Below are 18,353 nucleotides of genomic sequence, written 5' to 3' on the forward strand. Positions count from 1 at the left end.
CACCAGAGAGGACCCGAACCCATGGCCGTACCCAAGCGGAAGATGTCCCGCAGCAACACCCGCCACCGCCGCGCCCAGTGGAAGGCCAGCACACCGCAGCTCGTGCCGATCACGGTCGACGGCGCCGCCTATCTGGTGCCACAGCGGCTGGCCAAGGCGTACGAACGCGGTCTGCTGCGCCCCGAAGGCTGACGGGCATGACCGAACGACTGCCCGTCACCGTCCTGTCCGGCTTCCTCGGAGCGGGCAAGACCACTCTGCTCAACCACGTTCTGAGCAACCGCGAGGGCCTGCGCGTCGCGGTCATCGTCAACGACATGAGCGAGATCAACATCGACGCCGCACTTGTGCGCGGCGGCGAGGCCGCCCTGTCGCGGACCGAGGAACGCCTGGTCGAGATGACCAACGGATGCATCTGCTGCACCCTGCGCGACGACCTGCTCGAGGAGGTCGACCGTCTCGCCCGCGAGGACCGCTTCGACTACCTCCTCATCGAGTCCAGCGGGATCTCCGAACCGATGCCCGTCGCAGCGACTTTCGCCTTTCCCCGCGACGACGGCGCCACGCTCGGCGATCTGGCCCGCCTCGACACCATGGTCACGGTGGTCGACGCCGCGAACTTCTTGCCGGAACTGGAAGGCGGGGACGGGCTCGCCGAGCGCGGACTCGACCAGTACGAGGACGACGAGCGCACGGTCAGCGATCTGCTGATGGACCAGATCGAGTTCGCCGACGTCATCGTCGTCAACAAGCTCGACCTCGTTGATGCGGCGAGCGTCGACCGGCTGCGCGCAGCCCTCACTCGTCTCAACCCGGCGGCCCGGATCGTGGCCACCACCCGAGGGCGCGTGGAACTCGGCGATGTTCTCGGTACCGGGCTGTTCGACCTGGAGCGTGCACAGCAGGCCCCCGGCTGGGTCATGGAACTCAACGGCGATCACGTGCCGGAGACCGAGGAGTACGGCATCTCCAGCACGGTCTTCCGCTCCCAGGCGCCGTTCCACCCGGGCCGCCTGTGGAGGTTCGTCACTGAGGGACTCGACAGCGGGACCTTCGGACAGGTCCTGCGCTCCAAGGGGTTCTTCTGGCTCGCCAGCCGCCCGGGCGTGACCGGCCTGTGGTCACAGGCGGGTGCCGTCGCCCGCTTCGAACCCTCCGGCGCCCGGGACACGGACAGCGCACAGGGCCAGGAACTGGTCTTCATCGGCACCGGTCTGCGCCCCGAGGCACTTCAGGCCGCGGTGGCCGACTGCCTCATACAAGAGGGCGAACGCCTCCCGGCCGTCGATCCCTTCCCTGCGTGGGACACCTACGGCATCGACGACGTCTGCGAGCACGAGCACCCCGAACTCGTACCGCAGATGTGAGGACTCCGGGTTGGGCAGTGGTCGCAGCCACGGTACTGCCCAACCCGGTATGCCCGATCAGCCATCGCCGGACTCGCGGCACACGAGGGCGGTGAACTGCCATGCCGACTCGACCATGTGTCCAACGATGGCGAGCTCAGCCAATCTCCGGGATGAGCGGATCCCGCGGCTATCGTGATGTCTCTCTCAGACAACCGGAGCCGATGTGAACAAACCGGATGGGTTGGTGAAAGACCTTCGGGTCGACACATCCGCGCAGCCCGGGGCGGGCACCAGCCCGGGGCGCCCCGCCCCGGCATCCGTCCTCGCCGCGGGCTCTGCCTCGGTACTGGCCGTCGGCGGCCTCGCCTGGGCCGCGGGAGCAGCGGATTGGCTGGCTCACCCCGGCTTCCGTGCCTGGCAGACGATCTGTGTGGCCGTCACCGTTCAGGCCCTTCCGTTCCTGATCCTGGGCACGCTGATCTCCGGAGCGGTCAACGCTTTCGTACCGGCGCATGCGTTCAGTAAGGCGCTGCCGCGCAACCCCGTCCTCGCGGTGCCGGTGGCGAGCGCGGCCGGGATCGTGCTGCCGGGCTGCGAGTGCGCCTCGGTGCCTGTGGCGGGGAGTCTGATCCGGCGGGGTGTGACACCGGCTGCCGCTTTCGCGTTCCTGCTGTCCGCGCCGGCCGTCAACCCGATCGTGCTGGCCTCGACCGCAGTTGCCTTCCCGGGAAAGCCGGAGATGGTGGCCGCCCGGCTCATCGCCTCACTTGCCACCTCCGCGGCGATGGGTTGGCTGTGGCTGAGGCTCGGCCGCTCGGAGTGGCTGCGGATGCCGGCCCGGCACACCGGTCACCAGCAGGGTCACAGTCGTTGGGAGGAGTTCCGGCTCGGCTTCCAGCACGACTTCCTGCACGCCGGCGGGTTCCTCGTCCTCGGCGCCATGGCCGCGGCCACCTTCAACGTCACCGTGCCACGATCGGTGCTGGACACCTTCTCCGGCTCGCCCTGGATGTCGGTGCTGTTCCTCGCCGGGCTCGCGATCGTCCTCGCCGTCTGCTCGGAGGCCGACGCCTTCGTCGCCGCCTCGCTGACCGGCTTCTCGCCCACCGCCCGTCTGACGTTCATGGTCGTCGGCCCCATGGTCGACGTGAAACTGATCGCCCTGCAGGCAGGCACGTTCGGCCGGTCCTTCGCCGGCCGGTTCTCGGCAGCCACCTCAGTGGTCGCCATCGTGTGCAGTGCCCTCGTCGGGTGGTGGCTGCTGTGAGACGCACCTTCCAGACCCTGCTGCTTCTGCTGATCGGAGCCGGGCTCCTGCGGGTATCCCTGTTCAGCGACGTCGGCCTGCGCTACGTGAAGGAAGGGCTGCAGCCCTTCCTCGTCGCATCCGGGATCATCCTGTGCGCAGTGGGGCTGATCAGCGCTCGGCGTGCCGGGCTCCGCCCTCGCGAACGCCACCAGGGGCATGACGGGCCCCACAGCGAAACCGCCACGCAGTCAGAGCATGGACACGACCACTCCCATGGCCCTCGGATCGCCTGGCTCCTGCTACCGCCCGCGCTCGCACTGCTCCTCTTCGCCCCACCGGCCCTCGGCTCCTACACGGCGACACGTGACAATCCGAAGATCGTCGAGGATTACGAGCGCTTCGAGCCACTCCCCGCTCACGGCCCCGCCCCGCTCTCCCTGACCGAATTCATCGCCCGGGCGCAGCAGGACGACAAGCAGAGCCTCAAGGACCGCACCGTACTCATGCAGGGCTTTGTCACGCCGGGCAAGGACGGGACCTGGGATCTGACCCGGCTCCTTGTGTCCTGCTGTGCGGCCGACTCACAGTCGTTGACCGTAACGATGCACGGTACGAAAGCGCCGCCTGCCGACACCTGGGTGAAAGTGACCGGCACCTGGCACCCGCTCGGCGCTCTAGGGACCACCTCCGCAGCCCTGGCACTGGACATCGCAACCATCCAGAGAATCCCGGAGCCGCCCGTCCCGTACATCGACAGGGCCCCGGCCGGCTGACAGCACGAAACCGCACTGCCCGGAGAGGCGCCTGCTTCGATGAGCGGATCCATTCGAGGACGACCTGTTTCTTCCTCAAGGAGCACGTCGGCGGCGACCTCCTTGCGTACTGCGCACACCCCTCGTGGGTGCGCTCAGGAGCAGGGACTCGCCCGTGGCGATCTGGAGCCGCACAACCAGCACATCCTGCGCCAGCTCCGCGCCGCTCTGTCGACGGCCGCACCAAGGACTGGGCGGCGTTCGAGAAGCATGCCGTCGAATTCCACTTGCGCAACGCCACAGCCTGGGCGAATGAGGCCACCGGAACCGACCTCGTCGCACAGATCGACCCCGGCTCCCAGCACGGCCCCACCGCCCTGACGCCCGGCGCGTGAACCGGCGCAGGAAACAGGCCCGGCGGCGATGCGCTCCATGGCGACAGATCCTCCCCGTCAGTCCATGCTCGGGAATGAATGGTGTTCGTGCGCCACAACCCAGCGTCCGCGTTCCTTGCGCAGCCCGACCGTCAGCACGCCGCTCACTTCTCCGGGGAAAAGGTGCGGCTTGGCGTTTTGCAGTCCTGCCGTGAGATCTGAACCGTGGCTGGGCCTACGCCCTCATCCACAAGCGGGCCCGATCGGCTGTTGGCCGTGACTCCGCCGAGTCACGGCCAGAACAGCCAATCCGCCGCCAGGGCGGCACCATCACCAGGACGACTTGGTGACTCCGGGGAGGAATCCGGCGTGGGCCTGCTCGCGCATGCGGACGCGGGACAACCCGAACCGGCGCAGGTGTCCCCGGGGCCGGCCGTCCACGCTGTCCCGGTTGCGTACTCGGGTTGCGCTGGCGTCGCGCGGCTGGCGCCGAAGCTCCGCCAGAGCAGCAGCCCGCTCCGTGTCCGGGGTGCCCGGACGGCGGATGAGGTCCTTCAACTCGGCCCGACGGGCGGCATACCGCTCGACGATCGCCTTGCGCTTCTCGTTCTTCGCGATCTTGCTCTGCTTGGCCATCAGACCTTCACCCCGCGGGCGCGGATGCGGGCCACGGCCGCCTCGACACCGATGCTGTCGATCGTCTTGATCGCCTTGGTGCTGAGCGTCAGGCGTACATGCCTGCCCTCGCTGGGCAGCCAGTACCGCTTGCGCTGGATGTTGGGGTCGAAGCGCCGGGACGTACGCCGGTGCGAGTGGGAGATGTTGTTGCCGAAGCCCGGCTGGGCGCCGGTCAGTTGGCAGTGGGCGGACAAGGTGTTACCTGCCTCTCTTCAGACGGTTTCTTTTTGGTAATGGAAACCATTGTCATATACTAGCGCCCATGGCTCGCAACGAAGTACGCCCGATCATCAAGCTCCGCTCCACCGCCGGGACCGGCTACACCTACGTCACCCGCAAGAACCGGCGAAACGATCCCGACCGCATGGTCCTGCGCAAGTTCGACCCGATCGCCCGCAAGCACGTCGACTTCCGCGAAGAACGCTGACCCAACCACCCCTGCACTGAAGGACCACACCATGAAGCCCGGAATCCACCCCCCGTACGGCCCCGTCGTCTTCCGCGACAAGGCCGCCAGCTCCGCCTTCCTCACCCGCTCCACCGCCACCAGCGACAAGACCATCGAGTGGGAGGACGGCAACACCTACCCCGTCATCGACGTCGAGATCTCGAACGTGAGCCACCCCTTCTACACCGGCACCGCCCGCGTCCTGGACACCGCCGGCCGCGTCGAGCGATTCGAGCGACGTTACGGCCGACGCGAGGCGAACTGATGCACGACAAGCCCCGGCTGCCCGTCGTGATCGTCGGCGGGCTCCACTCCGACGCCCGCAAGGAAGTCGTGGACCGCCTCCTGCGAACCGTCCCCGGCAGCGTCGCCCTCCACCACGACCTGGCCACAGCGGCCGAAGGCACCCTGCGGCGCCTGATACGCGACTCCTCGGGCGAGCTGTCCTACGGCGATGCCCCGCTCGTCAACGACTGCGCCTGCTGCGCGCTGCGCGAAGACCTGGTCCCCGAGCTGGAGCGCCTGGCAGCCGGCGGTCTGACCCGGCTCGCCATCGTCGAACTGTGGGACTCCGTCGAACCCAAGGCGATGGCAGAGGTCGTCGTCGTCGCGCACGGCGGCGACACCCTCGATCTCACCAATGTGATGACCGCCGTCGACCCCGCACTCGTGCTGCCCTACCTCGCCAACGGCGACGACCTGGCCGAAGTCGGTCTCGCCGCTGCCGCCACCGACCAGCGCACGATCGGCGACACCTGGGCCCACCAGCTGGAGTACGCACCCGTCCTCGCTCTCGTCGACAGCGAAGACACCGACGACGAGGACCGCGCGCTCCTCGCCCAACTCCACCCGACCGCACGCCAGGTGCCCGCCGGATCAGGCTAACTCGCCCAACTGGCCTTCGTCGGCTTCGACGTGGAAACGGCGTCCGCCGCCCAGCACCCGGCCTGCGCCCTGCTGCCCCAGGAGGCGGACGAAGCGGGGGTCGCCACCCTCGTCTGGCACCGCCGCCGCCCGTTTCACCCCGAACGCCTCTACCAGGCACTGGAAGACCTGTGCTGCGCCGCCGCCCGCAGTCGCGGCCGGTTCTGGCTCGCCGACCGCCCCGACACCCTGCTCGCCTGGGATGCCGCCGGCGGCGCGCTGCGCGTGGAGAACGCCGGGCCCTGGCTGGCCTCCCTGCCGGACGCCGCCTGGGAGATGGTGCCGCCGATGCGCCGAGCCGCTGCCGCACTGGACTGGCATCCCGAGCACGGCGACTGCTGCCAGCACCTCGTCTTCACCTCTCCCGGCCTCGACCGCGACGGCCTGGCACAGCTTCTCGAATCCTGCCTGCTCACCGACGACGAGTACGCCGCCGGTCCCGAGGCGTGGAAGCACCTGCCGGCCGCGTTCGACTCCCTCCTCGACCCCGTCTCGTAATCCCGGCACCAAACACCCGTCCGAAGTCAGCACCGAAGCAGGAGCACTCATGGCCCGCCGCCACAACCCCCACAAGCCGCTCAAGTCCCGCCCCAACCCCCTGGACGCCGCCAAGATCACGTACATCGACTACAAGGACACCGACCTGCTGCGGAAGTTCATCTCCGACCGCGGGAAGATCCGCAGCCGGCGCGTCACTCGCGTCACCGCCCAGCAGCAGCGGCAGATCGCTGCAGCGATCAAGAACGCCCGGGAGATGGCGCTCCTGCCATACGGTGCTCGCGTCGGCGCGCAGTAAGCCGGCGACGCTGCGCGAGAGTGGTCTTGCCACAGCCCGAGGGGCCAAGCTCGGCGGCCAGGGAACTGCTGGGGACGGTGAGGCCCCGTGACGCCAGCCGCGACGAGGCGGTAGCGAGGGGACCTCAGTCCTCGATGTGCCCGGCCACGTCGGAGGCCGACGCGTTGGAGCGCAGTAGCCGATTCGCGACGGAGGCAGCCGCAGCAACTCTCAGCGGATCAGTCCACGGGGCGGGTTCCTGTGTCAGGCCCGGTCCGCGGCGTGACCGGAGATGGCACAGGAGTGCCGGGTCCTCGCCGCGACGACGCATCATGGCCGGAGTTACGAGCATGAGAGCGGGCCGAGCAGCGGGCGCAGCAGCTCGCCGCCATCGACCCGGACTGGAACTGCCGCTGGCCCCTGGACTGGCAACGCCACTACGCCGTGCTGCGTGACCTGGCCGAAGCCGACGGCACCCTGCCCGAGATCCAGCCAGGCGTGCTGTTCGAGGGTGACGATCTGGGGCGCTGGACGGAGCGGCAGGCGAACAGCTGGGCGCAGCTGTCGGACGAGCAGCAGGAACGGCTGTCCACGCTGGGGATCCAGCCCGCTGAGCGACCCTCTGCGGCCCCGGCCCGCAAGGGCGCGGCCGCTGGGGCGGGGAAGGTGCCAGCGGCCTTCCAGCGGGCGTGGCCGCCTTGGCGCAATACGTCGCACGCGAGGGCGCCGACAAGCCGGTGCCGCGAGGACACCTTGAACCGATCGTGGTGGAGGGCCAGGAGGAGCCCGTGGAGCACCGGCTTGGCGTATGGGTCTCGAACACCAAAAGCCGCCGCGACAAACTCACCGATCCCCAACGCGCCGCCCTCGCGGAGCTGGGCATGGAATGGGCGTAGGCCTGGGGAGCGTCAGCTGCGGTTCTCGTTACGGATCATTCTGCGGAGGCTGGTCCGGGCGGCGGCCAGGTCCTCTTCCAGGCTCGCGACGCGGGCCTGGAAGGCAGCATTTTCGGAGGTGGCTTGCTGAAGTTGGCTGGCGAGCTCGTGGTTGTGGTGAGTGAGTTCGTCGACCCGGGCGGTGAGGTCTTTGGTGGTGATCGCGTCAAGTCGCTGCCCAAGTTGGTGCCGTACGGCCTGATGCAGCTGCTCTTTCTCCTGCCTGAGTTGCCGAATCTCTTGGCGAGCCGCAGGGACCTGTTGGCGGCTTCGATGTGCTCGCGAATGCCTTAGCTTGGCGGGGCGGCGCCTGCGGGGTCCACGGCGGGAGCGGATGTGCGGGATGCCGCGGATCAGCGCCATCAGGGCTTGGCTGCCGTGGAGGTTAGCCCCGGAGATGCCGACCGACAGGGGAAGACCGTTCCGGTCGGTGACGAGGTGGATCTTCGGTCCTCACTTGGCCTTGGCCGAGTCAGCGATGGCAGGGTCATACTGCATCCCTACGTAGCTCGCTACGACGCTACGCACAGCCCCTCGGCCTGCTCGATCGCGCTTCCATCGAGGCGGAAGCGCCGCGGCTTGCTGCGGCCAGGGGGCGGTTGTCAGCGCCTGGATCAAAGGGTGCCGTGACGATCCTCCAGTCGCCCCAGCCGGTACTTGACCGATCATCGACTTGCTACCTGTGAAGGCGCTGCGCTCCTTTGCCAGGAAAGACTCGGGTTGCCGGTGGAACATGGGTAGGAGGAAACAGGTAAGGGGTTCTCCATGGCTCACGCTTCCACCGTCGCTGTTCTCGGAGCCGGCGCACTGGGCGCCGCGATGGCAACGCGGCTCGGAGATACTGGCCACGAGGTAAGGCTGTGGAACCGTACGGAGGAGAGAGCCCGTGCGGTGGCGGATGGCGCTGCCGGGGTCACAGCAGTGAGCGCGGTGGGCGATGCGGTCTCCGGGGCGTCCGTCGTCATGACTGTGCTCCGTGACGGCGATGCGGTCGCGGAGGTCATGTCAGACGCCATCGACCGGCTCGACAGAGATGCCGTCTGGGTGCAGGCGAGCACGGTAGGGCCACAGAGCGCCGGCGCCCTGGCCGATCTGGCGCGTGATCACGGTGTCGCCTACCTCGACGCACCAGTTTCGGGAAGCACCGCGCCCGCTCGGCAGGGCAAACTTGTCTGGCTGGCCGCCGGCACCGAGGACGCCCTCGCGCGGGCGCGACCCGTTCTCGACGATCTTGGCTCGTCCGTGCTCCACGTCGGGACGGGGACCGAGGGCAGCGCCGTCAAGCTTGCAGTCAACGCCTGGATGGCTGCCTCGACGGTCGCCATGAGCGATGTCCTTACGTTGTGTGACGCTCTCGGCGTCGACCACGCGACGTTCGTCCGGGTGCTTGAGGCGGGCCCGCTCGCCATGCCGTACGAGTTGCAGAAAGTAGGCCTCATGGACGACGCCTCTTACGCGCCCGGATTCGCGGTGCAACTCGCACTGAAGGACATCGACCTGGCCGCGGCAGCTGCCGCCCCCAGCCCGCTGCTCCAAGTGGTCCGGGACCGCCTGGAAGCAACCGTCGAGGCCGGCCACGACAACGACGACCTCGCCGCCGTCGACTACCTGCGGAAGCCGCCGCCGTAGTCCGCCTGCGGGCCGTCATTCGCTGAGGCCCGTTGAGGAAGGCACCGCATGCGCAAACTGCTGACTGATGCCGTTCATACGCTCGTCCCGCCGCGCGAGGATCCTCATGGGCCCCTCCCGCCGCTGATGCTCACACTCACGGTGGTGACAGGCCTGGTCGATGCGGTGAGCTATCTGGGACTCGGCCACGTTTTCGTCGCCAACATGACCGGCAACGTCGTATTCCTCGGGTTCGCACTGGCCGGTGCCCAGGGCCTGTCGGCGCCCGCCTCCGTCACCGCCCTTGGCGCCTTCCTCGGTGGTGCGTTCGCCGGAGGCTGCCTGCACGCCCGGCTGGGCACGCATCGCGGTCGGCTGCTCACCCTCGCCCTCGAGGCACAAGTGCTCTTGGTGGCCGTGACGGTGGTCGTGGCTGCGGCCACCGACGACAAGGTGACTTCGGGCGTCCAGTACGTGCTCATCGTGCTCCTCGCGATGGGCATGGGGGTGCAGAACGCTGTCGTCCGGCGCCTCGGCGTCCCCGACCTCACCACGACCGTCCTCACCCTGACTCTCACCGGACTCGCCGCCGACTCCAGGGCGGCAGGCGGCACAGGACCGCGACCCGGCCGTCGCGTCCTGTCCGTTCTGGCGATGTTCCTCGGTGCCCTCATCGGTGGCCTTCTCCTCCTGCACGTCGGCCTCACCACGCCTCTGGGCCTGGCACTGCTCCTGCTCGTTGCCACCGCTGCATTCACCCATCGGCTCTCGACTTCCGACGCCGCATGGACCCGGCCTCCCACGTCATGACTGGCGAATCGGGAGCAAGCACCATGATCCATACGTCTAGGACCGCAGCGTCGATCGAGGCCAACGGGGGCGGACGTCGGCCCGAACGCCGCTATCGATCTGCTACTTGGTCCTGCGATATATCGGCTGGTCACCAGGCATTCACTGCTGGAGAACGCGGCTACGGGTCGCGTGGGATTGGAAGTATTCGATCTGGCCTAAGGAGGTAGCTATGCACACCACCACGTTGGGCAGGTCCGGCCTGAAGGTGTCCCGCATCGCGTTCGGCACCTGGCAGCTGGGCGGGGACTGGGGAGGCTTCGCCGAGGAGGAGGCCAAGGCCGCCATCCGCCGGGCGCGCGAGCAAGGGGTCAACTTCTTCGATACCGCCCAGGCTTACGGTTTCGGCGCGTCAGAACGGCTGCTCGGCGACGCCCTGCGGACCGAGCTCGGCAGGAATCGCGACGAGCTGGTGATCGCCACCAAGGGCGGGCTGCGCAAGACGGACAACGGCGTCGCTCGCGATGCCGGCCCCGATTCGCTGCGCAGGGGCGTGGACGCCAGCCTGGCGGCACTCGGCATCGACTACATCGACCTCTACCAGGTCCACTGGCCGGACCCGAAAGTGCCAGTCGCCGAGACCGCCGGTGCGCTACGTGAGCTGGTCGAGGCGGGCAAGATCCGGCATGTCGGCGTATCCAACTACAACACCGAGCAGATGTCGGAGTTCGCCGAGACCCTGCCGGTGGAGACAGTCCAGCCGCCGTACCACCTGTTCCGCCGCGACATCGAGGAGGCGATCCTGCCCTACACGCGCCGACACGACATCGGCGTGCTGGTCTACGGTCCGCTGGCTCACGGACTGCTGACCGGAACGTTCGACGAGAACACCGTCTTCCCCTCCGACGACTGGCGCAGCAAGAGCAGTGTGTTCCGTGGTGAGACCTACCGCCGGAACCTTGCCGTCGTACGAGAACTGCAACAGTTCGCGTCCGCCCGAGGCATGACGGTCAGCCAGCTGGCCATCGCGTGGACGCTGGCTCATCCGGCAGTGCACGTGGCGATCGTCGGCACTCGGCGGGCCGAGCACGTCGACGAGAGCCTCGCGGCAGCGGACATCTCGCTGAGTGAGGAGGACCGCGCGGACATCGACAAGATCATGGCTGCGGCCACGCCGGTCGCTGGCCCATCCCCGGAGGGAATGTGATGGCCGAGCCCGCCTCATGCATCACTGGTACTGGGCGCGTGCCAAGGTGGGCGACTACACCGTGATCGCCGATGCCCGACCCCTGTCGGCCACCGCGCAGGCGCTGCAGCAGCCGATGGGCCTCATCGCCGAGGCGGTCGCCTGGACCAGCAGCTCACCGGCGCCGGGGCCTTGCCGGGGGCTCGGCCGGACACCCACCCATGTCGACGCCCTGGGAGAACTTCCCCAGGGCTGAACCGCACACCTCTGCGGCGTGCCCGGGCAGGGCTGCGCCACGGCTCCGAGGAGCACCAGGGAGAGGGGTGCCCGCCCCAGCAGGAAGGCGGTGCCGCATGCATGGCCTGGAAGTCACCGTGGTGATCCTCGCGGCTGTGGTGGCCATGACGTGGCTGGCTCGCCGCCTGCGCTGGAACGAGCCGGTCCTGCTGGTGGCGGGCGGCTGCCTGCTCGGTCTCATCCCCGACTTCCGCACGCTGGTCCTGCCTCCCGAGGTCGTCCTGCTGCTGTTCCTGCCTCCCCTGCTCTACTGGGAATCGCTGACCACCTCGCTCCGCGAGATCCGGACGAACGTGCGCGGCATCATGCTGCTCGGCACCGGACTGGTGCTGGCCACGGCCGCCGCCGTGGCTGCGGTGGGGCACGCGCTGGGCCTGTCCTGGCCGCTCGCGTTCGTCCTGGGCGCCGTCGTGGCCCCCACCGACGCCATCGCTGTGGCTGCGGTGGCCCGGGGCCTGCCCCGGCGGGTCCGGACCATCCTGCGGGCGGAGAGCCTGATCAACGACGGCACCGCGCTCGCCCTCTTTGCGGTGGTGGTCGGTGTCGTCGTGGAGGGACAGGTGTTCAGCTGGTGGGGCACGGTCGCGCGCTTCCTGCTGGCCTACGCGGGCGGTGTCGCGATCGGCACTGCCTGCGCCGCCGTCGTGGTGGCCTTGCGCAGGCGGCTGAACGACCGTGCGGTGGAGAGCGCCCTGGCTGTGCTCACCCCGTTCGCCGCCTATCTGCCCGCGCAGGCCGTGGGCGTTTCCGGCGTCCTGGCGGTGGTCACCTGTGGTCTCATCCTCAGTCAGCTCGGCCCCAGGGTGATCGGCGCGGGCGCGCGCGTGCAGATCATCGGCTTCTGGGAGGTGAGCACGTTCATTCTCAACAGTGCCCTGTTCGTCCTGGTGGGCATCCAGACACCCGCCATCGTGAGCGCGATCAGCTCCGTCTCCCTGGGACACGCCGTGGTCACCGCGTTGCTGGTCAGCGGCGTGGTGATCGCCACTCGCCTGCTGTGGCTGTACTCGGTGCCGTACCTCATCCGCGCCGTCGACCGCCGCCCCGTCCAGCGCACGCTGCGCTCCGGCGCCCGGCAAAGGTTCCCCGTCGCCTGGAGCGGGGTGCGCGGGGCCGTGTCGCTGGCGGCCGCCCTCGCCGTTCCGGCCACCACGGCCGCAGGCCGGCCACTCGAGGGACACAGTCTGCTGGTCTTCACCGCCGTGACCGTCATCCTGGTCACGCTGGTCCTCCAGGGGACGACCATGCCCGCGGTGGTCCGCTGGTCCGGACTGCGCGGTGACCCGGACGAGACCGCAGAGGAACGCCACGCCCATCGCCAGATCGCCGCCGCGGCGCTGGAGGCCCTTCCCGACCACGCCGGCCGCCTGGAAACACCGCCGGAGACCGCCGACGCCATCCTGGGCGAACTGCGCCAATACGCCGCCGAGGACGCGCGGGCGACCGAAACCACCGTTCCCGGCATGCGCGCGGGACTCGAACTCCGCCTCGCCCTGATCGGCGTCAAGCGCAGCGCCCTGATCCGCCTGCGGGACGAGCGCAGCATCGACGACATCGTGCTGCGTCGACTGCAGGCGGGCCTGGACAGCGAGGAGATCAGGATCGAGCTGGCCCTGCACGCCCTCACCGACCAGTCGCACCCACCGGGGGACGGCACGGCCGATCCGCGTGGCCAGGCCCCGGGGGAGTGAGCGACGTGTGGGCTCGTCCGAAAACGCTCGCGCCTGCACCAAGACGACAAGTAGCGCCGACTGGTCTGGGCACGAGGCATCAAACCCGTGGTGGCAAGACGAGGAACGCCGCATGGCTCGGGCCTGGGAGACCACCGCTGGGTAACGAACTATCGCCTGGCTGCACGGCTTCCGCCGCATGCGCATCGGCTGGAGCGACGCGACGACATGGACAAAGCTTCCTCGGCCCTGCCACCTTCCTCAGCACCCACCGACACGTCGAACGCCTGTGTTGGGACCCCTTATCCAGCGACCGCTGTGCCCAGGAGCGCGCCCAGGCCGATGCTGACCCCGGAAATGAGCGCGCCGCCAAGCGTGACGGTGGCGAGGGACCAGGCGAAGGAGACGTCGAAGAAGCGATGGCGCAGCCACGCCAGGGTGAGCAGTTCGATGACGACTACCGCCAGTGCGACCATGAGCGCGGGCAGAAAGTCCGGGATCAGGAAGGGGAGGGTATGCAAGATGCCGCCCAGGAAGGTGCCTCCGCCGACGATGACACCGCGCTTCCAGGCGTTGCCGCGTTCGGTGACCGTTCCGGTATCGGACAAGCCCTCGGAGAAGGCCATGCTGATCCCCGCTCCGATCGCCGTGGCAAGCCCCGCGATGAACGCGTAGCCCGGCTTTTGCGTGGACATCACCACGGCGAAGATGGGCGCCAGTGAAGACAGCGAACCGTCGATGAGTCCGCTCAAGCCAGGCTGCACGCGCTGAAGCAGGAGATCACGCTCATTTTCAGACGCCTTTGTCACCTCATGCTGCGGCGCCGGTCGCCTGATGGTGCTCGGTGAGTTGGGATCCTTCGGTGTTTCTGAGCGCACATTTCGAGTGTTCTCCTGGTCAGGACCGTGGTCAAACGGCCGTGTACCAGCTCGTGCTTTCGAGGATCGCGGTGGCCGCATGCAGTGGGCGGGGCCAGCATGTAGGAATGCACCCCCACGCGGGCCAGCAAGGCGGCGTCCTGATAGGGATCCGTCGGCTGCGTTCACCCGGGCACTCCCTTTCACCTGCCGGACCCACACTGCGATCCGTGGCTCGTTCCGTTGTCATGGGCGGGTTCTCCTTGTCGTGAACGGGGGCGGCCTGCTCCGTGTCGTGTTGAGCCGCCCGGTTGCCTGTCGGTTCGGCGGTGCGTCAGAACGGTGGTTCGTCGGGGAACGCGGGCAGCGGCAGGAGCCGGATGCCTAGCTCGCGCCGGTCGGACCGACACGGGCACGCCTCCATATCCGGGTTGGCGCCGTCGAGCCACCCGCCGCCGGCGCCCCGGAAGTCGGAGCAGGAGCGACAGGCGAGGGGGGTGAGGTGGATCCGGTGTCGGTCGGCGTACAGGCTGCCAGTGGCCGGCCTTGAGGACGACGGCGGCCGCGCAGGCCGTGACCGGCACGGCGGCCGCGAGCAGCGCGGCGGTTTGGGCGCGCACCGCGTCAGGTCTGGGCCGGGAACGGCTGGACCAGGAAGCGGGAACTGAGGAGGTTCACCGCTTGGTACCGGGCGGTGGTGGTGCCGTCGCCGAGCTGTCCTTCGCCTTTGTGGCCCAACCGCCCACTCTCCTGCTGTCCAGCCAAGATCGCCCACCGGCAATCGGCCAGACCCTGCAGTAGCGCCTTTGGCCTGCCGCATGATCACACCAGGGAGAGGGAGTTCGTCAGGATGGCCCCGCGCCGGGGCTGGATCCGGGCCCGGGGTGTGCGAGTTGCTGCCGCAGGGCGGCGATCTCCGCTCGTAGCGCGGCGACGTCGTTCTTGTCGGCGGCCTGGTCGCCCTTGCGCAGGCCGACCAGCAAGGAGCCGCCCGGCTCCAGGCTGACCGTGGTGGTCTCGGAGACATCGTCGCCGCCCTGCCGTTTCACCGCGACATCCAGGTCCGCGCGGCTCAGTCCGCTGCGCCTGACCGCCGTAGGCAGCCACCGCCCGTCGCGCGCGAGAACGACGGGCGATCCCTCGAGCAAGCGGCCGAGCCGGCTGGACAGCGAGGCTGCCCGGACCATGAGTGTGTTCACCGCGAGCAGTACGGCAGCCGCGAAGGCGGCTCCGGACACGGAATTGTCGGGTCCGATGATGGCGTTCTGCACCACGTTGGCCAGCAACAGCATGACCACCAAGTCAAAAGTGTTGAGCTGAGCGATCTCCCGTTTCCCACCCCAACGGAGCAGCACCAGGATCACCAGATAGACCAGCACGGTGCGCACCGCCTTCTCGCCGTACGAGATGCCCGCAGTCATCAGGTCGTGCCACATCGCGTCTCCCGTGCCTCTTCGGTCCGCCGACTTGCTCATCGGCAGCTGTCCCCCACCCTCTTGACCCGCCGTCAGACGCTGCCCGACGAAATCCTCCTCGGTTACGGCTTGTGACTCGCCGACCGCTTGGGCCGCTCGCCCCGCCAGGATGGGCCAGCTCACCCGAAGGCGCCGCTTGGGCTGCTCAGCACAGCGTCTGCAGCGCAGCCGGATCGTAGGGCCCTCAGCTCTCCGAAGCGCCCCTGCCGCTCGCCCGACCGAGCATGTCGGAAGAGCTGTCACCGGGTAGTGGCAGGGTGAGTGCACGCCGGCGCATTGGTCTAGCCCGACCAGTCTCAGTTTTGGGTGGCATGGCAATGACTGTGGGCGACTTCGGGCGGGCACGAGGCCGCTGTTGTGCCGCGGTCAGTACGCCACTCGATCAGTGCGATGCCCAACGCCGCGAAGATGGCGGCGATGCCGACGCCGACGGACGCTGCCACGGCCCGCCGGTAGTCGTCCCCGCTTGAGGCCAGAACCAGGTAGTACGTGCCGGGCAGCGCGGCCGTGCCCACTGCCCCGCCCAGCCGCTGTCCGGTCTGCAGCGCGCCGCCTGCGGAGCCCGCCATCCGCACGGGAACATCCCGCAGCGTCATCGTCACATTCGGGGAGATGACGAAACCACTGCCGATACCGCCCACGAGGAGGGCGGGGACAGCGGCCCAGACGGCGACTGATGGCGGGGCGAACCTGAGCAGCAGGGCCGCTGCGGCGAGCCCGACAATGACGCCGACCAGGCCGAGCACAGTCAGCAGCCTGCCCATCCGCTCCACGAGCCGTCCGGCTACGACGGCCGCGCCCGCGGAGCCCACCGCGAACGGTGTCACGGCCAGTCCGGACTGCAGGGGTGAATAGCCCAGGCCGTTCTGGAAGAACAGTGCGAACACGATCCACACACCGCTGAATCCCATGAAGTAGAGCGTCGCCAGGCTGGCACCGGTGGCGTAGCCGCGGGTTTCGGTAATCAACCGTGGATGCAGCAGCGGTTCGCCGCCGTGCGTTGCGACTCGGCGCTCCCACCACCCGAAGCCGACCAGCAGCACTGCCCCTGCTGGGAAGAGCCACCACAGACGGCGCACGCCGCCGGAGTCGGCCAGGACCAACGGCAGCATGACCGCCAGGACACCGCAGCCAAGCAGGGCAACACCCGGCAGATCGAGGTGTCCCCTCTTGCCCGGGGCGACGCGGGGCAGCAGCCGATAGCCGAGCACGAGTGCCACGGCACCGATGGGAACGTTGACGAAGAAGATCCAGCGCCAGCCCTGGGGTCCGGTGGCCAAGGCGAGGATGAGGCCTCCGGTGATCGGACCGACCGCACTGGAGATACCGACGATGGCGCCGAACAGGCCGAAGGCACGAGCACGCTCGGCTCCGGTGAACATCTGCTGGATCAGCGCGGAATTCTGAGGAGCAAGGCAGCCGGCGGCGATCCCTTGCGCCATGCGGGCGATGACGAGCACGGTGATCGTCGGTGCCGCCCCCGCTGCGACGCTGCACAAGACAAAGGCCGCGAGCGCCCCGAGGAAGATCCGGCGTCGGCCGATCGCGTCGCCAAGACGTCCGGCCAGCACCAGCGCAAGGGCGAACGTCAGCGCATACCCGGACACCACCCATTGCACTGAGGCCGGGGAGGCGCCCAGATCCCTTTGCATCGAGGGCAAGGCGACCGCGACAATCGTCACATCGAGAAGGATCATGAAGCCCGCCACCAGGGTGACCCACAAGGCATGCCACCGGCTCGGATCTGGCTGGCCTGCCGACGTCGCCGTGCCTGGTTGTCGCCTACTCGGTTTCACGGGGGCTCCTTTCGACGGAGTCACGGCCCAGTCTCCCTGGGATATCCCGCATCCCGGAGGATTCGTACGCCGGTCTCCACCGACATAACCCCGCCGCGGCCTTGACCACCTCATCGAGGACAGCAGTCGGTCGGTCGGCGTGTGTGGACCCCACACGAGTCGGGCGGAAGCGACTCCACTCCCCGTACGGGCCAGCCCTCGGCCTGTCCGGCTTAGTGGTCGGCTCCGGAAGTCCTTCGAGGGTTGACCGAGTGTCAGGTGGATGCGACGTTGAGGAGGGTTTCGGCTGCGGTGGTGCGGGCGTAGAGGACGGAATGGCCGGCGCGGTGGGCGCTGACCAGGCCCGCGTTGTGTTACGCGGTGAGGCATTGGGATACCCCGGCCGGGGAAGTGCTCAGCAGCTGATCTCTGGTCAGAGCGCGTAGGGGTAGAGACTGATCTTCTCGCGCTCGATGAAGAGCTCGACCCACGTATTGGCGACATCTTCGGGCAGCGGATCAGCGAGATCCAACAGGATCAGAGTGCCGTCCAAGTCCAGCACGGCGGCACCGTCCTCTGTGGCGTTCAGCCGTCCTCGCAGGACAACGCAGTGCCCGCCAGGCCGGACTCCCGGTCCGGAATCGGCAGCCGGTTTCACATTCCGCCCCCAGACCATGTCCTCATCGACTGTCCACTCGACGTGGTACTCGCCCGGCTCCGCAGCCTGGTCACCGCACCAGCGGACCACGGTCCCTCCGAACGGGGTCCGGATCTGAGCCAGCCAGGGACTCCAGGGAAACTTTGCGACCTTCTCCAGTTCGACCAGCATCGTTCGATCATGCAGCAACTCGTGCCGGAACCCGTGAAGTTTCGGCGCTGCCTGGCACAGGTTCGCCGGAACCAGGTTGGCCTCGTCCCGGTCGAGCGGGAGATAGCCCACTTCATCGACCACGAGGACGTCCGGCCGCTGGTAGCGCCGCATTCTGCCGGGCAATCGTCCGATGCTGTCGGCCCCTTTGAGCTGGCGGACCATTTCATCAAGGCTGGTGAAGTGGATAGTGAAGCCGGCCCGGCATGCCGCGACCGCCAGGCCGACGGCGATATGGGTCTTGCTGACGCCGGGCGTTATCGCCGGTTCGTTCGCGATCTGAGCGTGTTGTTGCAGCTCAAGACGGTTCTTCGATCGATGGAGCGTGGTCAGCAGGGGCCGAT

The 18,353-nt window shown here is 68.5% G+C and carries 20 protein-coding genes and 5 pseudogenes; 16 read left to right on the forward strand and 9 right to left on the reverse strand.

Annotated elements, in window-relative coordinates; translation table 11 throughout:
• Positions 1-21: 21 nt before the first annotated feature.
• The 4 genes from rpmF to ACFWDI_RS34300 all read left to right on the forward strand — a co-directional run bounded on the left by rpmF (position 22) and on the right by ACFWDI_RS34300 (position 3,371).
• Positions 22-192 (forward strand): 50S ribosomal protein L32, encoded by a 171-nt coding sequence (rpmF, locus tag ACFWDI_RS34285; protein WP_385310099.1) that lies wholly within the window; start codon positions 22-24, stop codon positions 190-192.
• Between the two features lie 5 nt (positions 193-197).
• A complete protein-coding gene (locus tag ACFWDI_RS34290; RefSeq protein ID WP_385310100.1) occupies positions 198-1,367 on the forward strand; it encodes a GTP-binding protein in 1,170 nt (389 codons plus the stop codon).
• Positions 1,368-1,593: 226 nt separating this feature from the next.
• The gene (locus ACFWDI_RS34295) at positions 1,594-2,616 is read left to right on the forward strand and encodes a permease (protein ID WP_385310102.1); all 1,023 of its coding nucleotides are present in this window, start codon (positions 1,594-1,596) and stop codon (positions 2,614-2,616) included.
• Positions 2,613-3,371: a TIGR03943 family putative permease subunit gene (locus tag ACFWDI_RS34300; protein ID WP_385310104.1), complete on the forward strand. Its 759-nt coding sequence runs from the start codon at positions 2,613-2,615 to the stop codon at positions 3,369-3,371. Before ACFWDI_RS34295 ends, ACFWDI_RS34300 begins: the two co-directional genes overlap by 4 nt.
• Positions 3,372-3,802: 431 nt before the next feature.
• Here ACFWDI_RS34300 and ACFWDI_RS34305 read toward each other — a convergent pair whose 3' ends face one another.
• The 3 genes from ACFWDI_RS34305 to rpmB form a co-directional block, all read right to left on the reverse strand.
• Positions 3,803-3,892, reverse strand: a complete 90-nt coding sequence (locus ACFWDI_RS34305) for a nuclear transport factor 2 family protein (protein WP_385310106.1) — start codon at positions 3,890-3,892, stop codon at positions 3,803-3,805.
• A 162-nt stretch (positions 3,893-4,054) separates the two neighbouring features.
• On the reverse strand, positions 4,055-4,360 hold the full coding sequence (rpsN, locus tag ACFWDI_RS34310; protein ID WP_385310108.1) for a 30S ribosomal protein S14: 306 nt from the start codon (positions 4,358-4,360) through the stop codon (positions 4,055-4,057).
• The gene (gene rpmB / locus ACFWDI_RS34315; protein WP_385310109.1) at positions 4,360-4,596 is read right to left on the reverse strand and encodes a 50S ribosomal protein L28; all 237 of its coding nucleotides are present in this window, start codon (positions 4,594-4,596) and stop codon (positions 4,360-4,362) included. Before rpmB ends, rpsN begins: the two co-directional genes overlap by 1 nt.
• A gap of 68 nt (positions 4,597-4,664) precedes the next feature.
• On the opposite strand from rpmB, the gene rpmG reads away from it, so the two are divergent.
• From rpmG to ACFWDI_RS34345, 6 genes and pseudogenes are all read left to right on the forward strand, one after another.
• Positions 4,665-4,829, forward strand: a complete 165-nt coding sequence (gene rpmG / locus ACFWDI_RS34320; protein ID WP_134028780.1) for a 50S ribosomal protein L33 — start codon at positions 4,665-4,667, stop codon at positions 4,827-4,829.
• Positions 4,830-4,860: 31 nt separating this feature from the next.
• Positions 4,861-5,115, forward strand: a complete 255-nt coding sequence (locus ACFWDI_RS34325; protein ID WP_385310111.1) for a type B 50S ribosomal protein L31 — start codon at positions 4,861-4,863, stop codon at positions 5,113-5,115.
• Positions 5,115-6,272, forward strand: a pseudogene (locus tag ACFWDI_RS34330) (CobW family GTP-binding protein). The gene ACFWDI_RS34325 and the pseudogene ACFWDI_RS34330 overlap by 1 nt, the downstream one beginning before the upstream one ends.
• 49 nt (positions 6,273-6,321) lie before the next feature.
• Complete coding sequence (rpsR, locus tag ACFWDI_RS34335; protein WP_385310113.1) at positions 6,322-6,570, forward strand: 30S ribosomal protein S18; 249 nt, start codon at positions 6,322-6,324, stop codon at positions 6,568-6,570.
• A 423-nt stretch (positions 6,571-6,993) separates the two neighbouring features.
• Positions 6,994-7,089 (forward strand): annotated as a pseudogene (locus tag ACFWDI_RS34340) (hypothetical protein); the annotation flags it as partial.
• A 158-nt stretch (positions 7,090-7,247) separates the two neighbouring features.
• Positions 7,248-7,445, forward strand: coding sequence for a helicase associated domain-containing protein (locus tag ACFWDI_RS34345; RefSeq protein ID WP_385310115.1), 198 nt, complete (start codon positions 7,248-7,250; stop codon positions 7,443-7,445).
• A 303-nt stretch (positions 7,446-7,748) separates the two neighbouring features.
• Here ACFWDI_RS34345 and ACFWDI_RS34350 read toward each other — a convergent pair.
• A pseudogene (locus ACFWDI_RS34350) lies at positions 7,749-7,937 on the reverse strand (IS5/IS1182 family transposase); the annotation flags it as partial.
• A gap of 312 nt (positions 7,938-8,249) precedes the next feature.
• Here ACFWDI_RS34350 and ACFWDI_RS34355 point away from each other — a divergent pair.
• The 6 genes and pseudogenes from ACFWDI_RS34355 to ACFWDI_RS34380 form a co-directional block, all read left to right on the forward strand.
• Positions 8,250-9,113 (forward strand): NAD(P)-dependent oxidoreductase, encoded by an 864-nt coding sequence (locus ACFWDI_RS34355; RefSeq protein WP_385310116.1) that lies wholly within the window; start codon positions 8,250-8,252, stop codon positions 9,111-9,113.
• Positions 9,114-9,161: 48 nt separating this feature from the next.
• The gene (locus ACFWDI_RS34360; RefSeq protein WP_385310118.1) at positions 9,162-9,902 is read left to right on the forward strand and encodes a YoaK family protein; all 741 of its coding nucleotides are present in this window, start codon (positions 9,162-9,164) and stop codon (positions 9,900-9,902) included.
• A 211-nt stretch (positions 9,903-10,113) separates the two neighbouring features.
• On the forward strand, positions 10,114-11,088 hold the full coding sequence (locus ACFWDI_RS34365) for an aldo/keto reductase (protein WP_385310120.1): 975 nt from the start codon (positions 10,114-10,116) through the stop codon (positions 11,086-11,088).
• Positions 11,089-11,104: 16 nt separating this feature from the next.
• Entirely contained in the window at positions 11,105-11,323 is a 219-nt protein-coding gene (locus ACFWDI_RS34370) for a hypothetical protein (RefSeq protein ID WP_385310122.1), read from the forward strand.
• A gap of 97 nt (positions 11,324-11,420) precedes the next feature.
• Entirely contained in the window at positions 11,421-13,055 is a 1,635-nt protein-coding gene (locus ACFWDI_RS34375) for a Na+/H+ antiporter (RefSeq protein ID WP_385310124.1), read from the forward strand.
• Between the two features lie 54 nt (positions 13,056-13,109).
• Positions 13,110-13,242: pseudogene (locus ACFWDI_RS34380) on the forward strand (IS5/IS1182 family transposase); the annotation flags it as partial.
• Positions 13,243-13,336: 94 nt separating this feature from the next.
• On the opposite strand, the gene ACFWDI_RS34385 reads toward ACFWDI_RS34380, so the two are convergent.
• The 5 genes and pseudogenes from ACFWDI_RS34385 to ACFWDI_RS34405 form a co-directional block, all read right to left on the reverse strand.
• Complete coding sequence (locus tag ACFWDI_RS34385; RefSeq protein ID WP_385310128.1) at positions 13,337-13,912, reverse strand: VIT1/CCC1 transporter family protein; 576 nt, start codon at positions 13,910-13,912, stop codon at positions 13,337-13,339.
• Between the two features lie 824 nt (positions 13,913-14,736).
• Positions 14,737-15,366, reverse strand: coding sequence for a DUF421 domain-containing protein (locus ACFWDI_RS34390; RefSeq protein ID WP_385310130.1), 630 nt, complete (start codon positions 15,364-15,366; stop codon positions 14,737-14,739).
• 296 nt (positions 15,367-15,662) lie between these two features.
• Positions 15,663-17,162, reverse strand: coding sequence for an MFS transporter (locus tag ACFWDI_RS34395; RefSeq protein ID WP_385310131.1), 1,500 nt, complete (start codon positions 17,160-17,162; stop codon positions 15,663-15,665).
• 254 nt (positions 17,163-17,416) lie between these two features.
• Positions 17,417-17,551, reverse strand: a pseudogene (locus ACFWDI_RS34400) (transcriptional regulator); the annotation flags it as partial.
• Between the two features lie 23 nt (positions 17,552-17,574).
• Positions 17,575-18,353: ATP-binding protein (locus ACFWDI_RS34405; protein ID WP_385310133.1), on the reverse strand; the 779-nt coding region annotated here is incomplete at its 5' end.

It is taken from the genome of Streptomyces sp. NPDC060064, from assembly GCF_042736455.1.
GTDB lineage: Bacteria > Actinomycetota > Actinomycetes > Streptomycetales > Streptomycetaceae > Streptomyces.

Coding starts and splice junctions, on each gene's coding strand:
- rpmF (WP_385310099.1), top strand. CDS start 22: ATGGCCGTACCCAAGCGGAAGATGTCCCGCAGCAACACCCGCCACCGC.
- ACFWDI_RS34290 (WP_385310100.1), top strand. CDS start 198: ATGACCGAACGACTGCCCGTCACCGTCCTGTCCGGCTTCCTCGGAGCG.
- rpsN (WP_385310108.1), bottom strand. CDS start 4,360: ATGGCCAAGCAGAGCAAGATCGCGAAGAACGAGAAGCGCAAGGCGATC.
- rpmG (WP_134028780.1), top strand. CDS start 4,665: ATGGCTCGCAACGAAGTACGCCCGATCATCAAGCTCCGCTCCACCGCC.
- ACFWDI_RS34325 (WP_385310111.1), top strand. CDS start 4,861: ATGAAGCCCGGAATCCACCCCCCGTACGGCCCCGTCGTCTTCCGCGAC.
- rpsR (WP_385310113.1), top strand. CDS start 6,322: ATGGCCCGCCGCCACAACCCCCACAAGCCGCTCAAGTCCCGCCCCAAC.
- ACFWDI_RS34355 (WP_385310116.1), top strand. CDS start 8,250: ATGGCTCACGCTTCCACCGTCGCTGTTCTCGGAGCCGGCGCACTGGGC.
- ACFWDI_RS34360 (WP_385310118.1), top strand. CDS start 9,162: ATGCGCAAACTGCTGACTGATGCCGTTCATACGCTCGTCCCGCCGCGC.
- ACFWDI_RS34365 (WP_385310120.1), top strand. CDS start 10,114: ATGCACACCACCACGTTGGGCAGGTCCGGCCTGAAGGTGTCCCGCATC.
- ACFWDI_RS34370 (WP_385310122.1), top strand. CDS start 11,105: ATGCATCACTGGTACTGGGCGCGTGCCAAGGTGGGCGACTACACCGTG.
- ACFWDI_RS34375 (WP_385310124.1), top strand. CDS start 11,421: ATGCATGGCCTGGAAGTCACCGTGGTGATCCTCGCGGCTGTGGTGGCC.
- ACFWDI_RS34390 (WP_385310130.1), bottom strand. CDS start 15,366: ATGAGCAAGTCGGCGGACCGAAGAGGCACGGGAGACGCGATGTGGCAC.